Consider the following 4,691-nt stretch of genomic DNA (forward strand, 5'->3'; position numbering starts at 1 on the left):
CCCCCCCCCCCCCCCCCCCCCCCCCCCCCCCCCCCCCCCCCCCCCCGCCCGCCCCGCGCGCCCCCCCCCCCCCCCGCGGCGGGCCCGGTGGCAGGATGGGTGCGTGGTGCACCTGGGTCAGTCCTCGAAGCTCTCCGACGTCCTGTACGACGTGCGCGGGCCCGCGCTGACGCGGGCCCAGGAGCTGGAGCAGGCCGGGCACCGGGTCCTCAAGCTGAACATCGGCAACCCCGCGCCGTTCGGCTTCGAGGCGCCGCCGGAGCTGCTGGAGGACATCATCGCGAACCTGCCGGTGGCGCAGGGCTACAGCGACAGCAAGGGCCTGCTCTCGGCCCGGCGCGCGGTGGTGCAGCACGCGGAGTCCAAGGGGATCACCGGGGTCGACGTCGACGGCGTCTACATGGGCAACGGCGTCAGCGAGCTCATCGTCATGGCGATGCAGGCGCTGCTGGACGAGGGCGACGAGGTCCTGGTGCCGGCGCCGGACTACCCGCTGTGGACGGCGGCGGTCAGCCTGGCCGGCGGGCGCGCGGTGCACTACCTGTGCGACGAGTCCGCGGACTGGATGCCCGACGTGGAGCACCTGCGCTCGAAGGTGTCCCCGCGCACCAAGGCCGTGGTCGTCATCAACCCCAACAACCCCACGGGCGCGGTGTACGGCACCGAGGTGCTGCAGGACCTGCTCGGCGTGGCGCGCGAGCACGGCCTGCTGGTGCTCTCCGACGAGATCTACGAGAAGGTCCTCTACGACGGCGCCACGCACGTGTCCACCGCGGCGCTGGCCCCGGACCTGATGTGCCTGACGTTCAACGGGCTCTCCAAGGCGTACCGGGTCGCGGGTTTCCGCTCCGGCTGGATGGTCGTCTCCGGGCCCACCGGGCACGCGCGCGGGTACATCGAGGGCCTGGACCTGCTGGCGAACATGCGCCTGTGCGCGAACGTGCCGGCGCAGCACGCCGTGCAGGCCGCCCTGGGCGGGCACCAGTCCATCAACGACCTGGTGCTGCCCGGCGGGCGGCTGGCCGAGCAGGCTCGGCGCACGTGGGAGCTGCTCAACGAGATCCCCGGGGTGAGCTGCGTGCGCCCGCGCGGGGCGCTGTACTGCTTCCCGCGCCTGGATCCGGAGGTGCACCGGGTCGACGACGACTACCAGCTCATCCTGGACCTGCTGGAGCAGCAGCACGTGTTCGTGGTGCAGGGCACCGGTTTCAACTGGCCCAAGCCGGACCACTTCCGCATCGTCACGCTGCCGCGCGTGGAGGACCTGGAGGTCGCCGTCGGGCGCATCGCGGAGTTCCTGGCGGACCGCTCCCGCGGCTGAGGCGGGCGGGGGCCGGCGTGCGCGCCGGGACGGCGCCGGCGGTCGCCTCGCTGCTGGCGGCCACGGCGTTCTGGGCCGGCAACTACGTCGTCGGCGCCGGGGCCGTGGCCGCGCTGGACCCGCTCAGCCTGGTCCTGCTGCGCTGGTCGCTGGCGGTGGTGCCGCTGCTGGTGCTGGCGCAGGTCCTCGAGCGGCCCCGCTGGCGCGAGGTGGCCCGGCGCTGGCCGTGGCTGCTGGCCCTCAGCGGCACCGGCCTGCTCGGCTACAACCTGCTGCTCTACACCGCGCTGCGGTTCACCGACGCGTTCCACGCCTCCCTGGTCAACGCGTTCAACCCCGCCCTCATCACCCTGGCCGCGGCGCTGTTCCTGCGCGAGAGGCTGACGGTGGCCAGCACCGCCGGGGTCCTGCTGGCCCTGGCCGGGGTCCTGGTGGTGCTCAGCCGCGGCGACCCCCGCGCGCTGCTGACCGGCCCGCCCGGCGCCGGCGACGTCCTCATGCTCGGCGCGATCGCCTCCTGGACGGCGTACACCGTCCTGGGCCGGCGGGCGCCGCGCGTGCCGCCGATCACCTCCACCGCCCTGCAGGCGCTGCTGACCGTCCTGATGCTCGCCCCCCTCTCGCTGGCGGCCGGCGGCCCGGCCCTGCCGGGCACCGCCCCGGTGGCGTGGGCGCTGGTGTTCATCGCCGCGTGCCCCTCGGTGCTGTCGTACCTGCTGTGGAACCGGGCGCTGCGGGTCGTCCCGCCCGGGCGGGCCGGGGTGTTCCTGAACCTCATCACGGTGTTCACCGCGCTGCTGGCGCTGGCCGGCGGGCAGCGGCTGCAGGCGGCGCAGGTCGCCGGCGGGGTCGTGGTCCTGGCGGGGGTGGCGCTGGCCGGCGCCAGCGCCTCCGCCCGGCCGGCACGCGGGGCGGGCGGGCGCGGGCGATGATGGGCGCGTGCACCGACGCGCAGCGCTGGCGCTGGCCGCCGCGCTCCTGGCCGCCGCGGCGGCGGGCGCGTGCTCGGGGCGCGGGTGCCCCGGCCAGGGCGCGGACCCGGGCGTCTCCTTCGACCTGAGCCTGCTGCCCGCGGCGAACCCGCGCCCGTGGGAGGTCACCGCCTGCGTGGACGGGGTCTGCTCGCGGCGGGTGCTGACGGAGGCGGAGGGGGCGCAGGTGTTCGTGCAGCACGACGCGCTGGGCGGGGACCCGGTGGGCGTGGACCTGGAGGTCCACGACGCGGCCGGGGTGGTGGTGGTCGACGCGCACGCGCGGGTGGTGCCGCGGGAGTGGGCGGTCAACGGGGAGGGCTGCGAGCCGGTGGTGCGGCGGGCGTGGACGGCCGTGGACGCCTCGGGTTCCCTGGCCGAGCAGCCGCCCCCGTGAGCGCGCTCTCACGCGCCGGCGCATAGTCTGGCCGGCATGGCACCCAGCGTTCCCCAGCTCACCTTCAACAACGGCGTGACCGTCCCCCAGCTCGGCTTCGGCGTGTGGCAGGTCGGCGACGACGAGGTCGTCCCGGCCGTCGAGACCGCGCTGGAGGCGGGGTACCGCCACATCGACACCGCCGCCATCTACGGCAACGAGGCGGGCGTGGGCCGCGCGATCGCGTCCTCCGGCATCGCCCGCGAGGAGCTGTTCGTCACCACCAAGCTCTGGAACGCCGAGCAGGGCTACGACTCCACGCTGCGCGCCTTCGACGCGAGCCTGGCCAAGCTGGGCCTGGACTCGGTCGACCTGTACCTCATCCACTGGCCGGTGCCGGCCGCCGGCGCCTACGTGGACACCTACAAGGCGTTCGAGAAGATCTACGCCGACGGCCGTGCCCGCGCGATCGGCGTCTCCAACTTCCAGCCGCACCACCTGGCGCACCTGATGGGCGAGACGAGCGTCGTCCCGGCCGTCAACCAGGTCGAGCTGCACCCCTTCTTCCAGCAGGCCGAGCTGCGCGCCGTCGACGCCCAGCACCAGATCGTCACCGAGGCGTACAGCCCGCTGTCCTCCGGCAAGGGCGTCATCGACGACCCGGCCGTCACCGCGCTGGCGCGGGCGCACGGCAAGACCCCCGCCCAGGTGGTGCTGCGCTGGCACGTGCAGCTCGGCAACCTGGTCATCCCGAAGTCGGTGACCCCCGAGCGCATCCGCGAGAACATCGACGTCTTCGACTTCGAGCTGTCCACCGCGGACATGGCGCAGATCGGCGGCCTGGACCGCGCCGACGGCCGCGTCGGCGCCGACCCGGACCAGATGAACGTGGGCGCCCCGGCCTGATCCCGCGCACCCGCGCCCCGGTCCCCCGCACCGCGGGGGGCCGGGGCGTCGTGCGTCGCGGGGAGCCTCGCGGGTCCCTCAGGCCGGCCGGCGCAGGGCGGTGCGCGGCCAGGCCGCGTGCACGCCCCACGTCCGGTTCGCGACCTGGGTGACGCGCAGGTCCACGCAGGTGCTCGCGTACGCCAGCGCCCGGGTGCGCGGGACGCCGAGCTCGGCGGCCACCCACGTGACGATCCCGTCCAGGGCGGCGTCGGTGGCGGCGTTGAGGTCGGCGTCGAACCCGAACGCGATGCGCTCGTCGGGGGTGACCGCGTGCACGCCCGGCAGCGCGGGGGCGGGCACCAGGTCGACCGTCAGCTCCGTGGTCATGCCGCACTCGATCGCGGTGCCGCCCACCTCGCCGTCGCCCTGGGCGGCGTGCCCGTCGCCCAGGCACAGCAGGGCCCCCTCCACCTGCACCGGCAGGTACAGGGTGCTGCCGGCGACCAGGGAGCGGCAGTCGACGTTGCCGCCGGTGCCGGGCCGCGGCGGGATCGTGGAGTGCTCGCCGGGTTCGGCGGGCGTGGTGCCCACCACGCCGAGGAACGGGGCGACGGGCACCCGGAACCCGTGGGCGTCCACGGCGGTGCCGGACTCGTCGTCGACCTCCCACAGCAGGCGGGTGGGTTCCGTGGCGCCCAGGCGCTCGTTGAGGGGCGTGGGCATCCCCGCCACCGTCCAGCCCCACCCGTCGGTGCGCAGCGAGCGCAGCGTCACCGCCAGCACGTCGCCGGGGCGGGCGCCCTCCACCGCGATCGGGCCGGCCAGGCAGTGCCCGCGCCCGGAGGGCAGCATCCGCGGCGGTTCGCGGTCCCCCTCGAAGCGCGCGCCGTAGCCGTTGCAGTCCAGGGTGCGCACGCGCAGGTCGTCGCCGGGGCGCACCGTCAGCACGGGCGGGCGGGCGGGGTCGAAGACGTCGGTGACCAGGCCCGGGCCGGGGTCGAGGTGGTGGGTGCTCACCGGGCCATCCCACACCAGCGCCGCGCCCCCGGGCCACGGGGTTCGCGGGATCCGCTGGGTCCGCGGGGTTCGCGGTCCCCGGGCGCGGCGACGCCCCCGCACCGGCGGCGGTGCGGGG

General features: G+C 75.8%; 5 protein-coding genes. 4 read left to right on the forward strand and 1 reads right to left on the reverse strand.

Going from position 1 to position 4,691, the window contains the following annotated elements:
* The first annotated feature begins 106 nt into the window (after positions 1-106).
* From ACRYR7_RS24365 to ACRYR7_RS24380, 4 genes are read left to right on the forward strand one after another with little or no spacing between them, the layout of a single operon-like run.
* Positions 107-1,321: a pyridoxal phosphate-dependent aminotransferase gene (locus tag ACRYR7_RS24365; protein WP_432574896.1), complete on the forward strand. Its 1,215-nt coding sequence runs from the start codon at positions 107-109 to the stop codon at positions 1,319-1,321.
* A 17-nt stretch (positions 1,322-1,338) separates the two neighbouring features.
* On the forward strand, positions 1,339-2,253 hold the full coding sequence (locus ACRYR7_RS24370; RefSeq protein WP_432574888.1) for a DMT family transporter: 915 nt from the start codon (positions 1,339-1,341) through the stop codon (positions 2,251-2,253).
* 7 nt (positions 2,254-2,260) lie between these two features.
* A complete protein-coding gene (locus ACRYR7_RS24375) occupies positions 2,261-2,689 on the forward strand; it encodes a hypothetical protein (RefSeq protein WP_432574890.1) in 429 nt (142 codons plus the stop codon).
* 36 nt (positions 2,690-2,725) lie between these two features.
* Positions 2,726-3,574 carry an aldo/keto reductase gene (locus tag ACRYR7_RS24380; protein WP_432574892.1) on the forward strand — a complete coding sequence of 283 codons (849 nt, stop codon included), beginning with the start codon at positions 2,726-2,728 and terminating at the stop codon, positions 3,572-3,574.
* Positions 3,575-3,652: 78 nt separating this feature from the next.
* Here ACRYR7_RS24380 and ACRYR7_RS24385 read toward each other — a convergent pair whose 3' ends face one another.
* Positions 3,653-4,573 carry an acetamidase/formamidase family protein gene (locus ACRYR7_RS24385; RefSeq protein WP_432574894.1) on the reverse strand — a complete coding sequence of 307 codons (921 nt, stop codon included), beginning with the start codon at positions 4,571-4,573 and terminating at the stop codon, positions 3,653-3,655.
* Positions 4,574-4,691: the final 118 nt, after the last annotated feature.

It is taken from the genome of Kineococcus gurbantunggutensis (assembly GCF_050871925.1).
Classification (GTDB): domain Bacteria; phylum Actinomycetota; class Actinomycetes; order Actinomycetales; family Kineococcaceae; genus Kineococcus.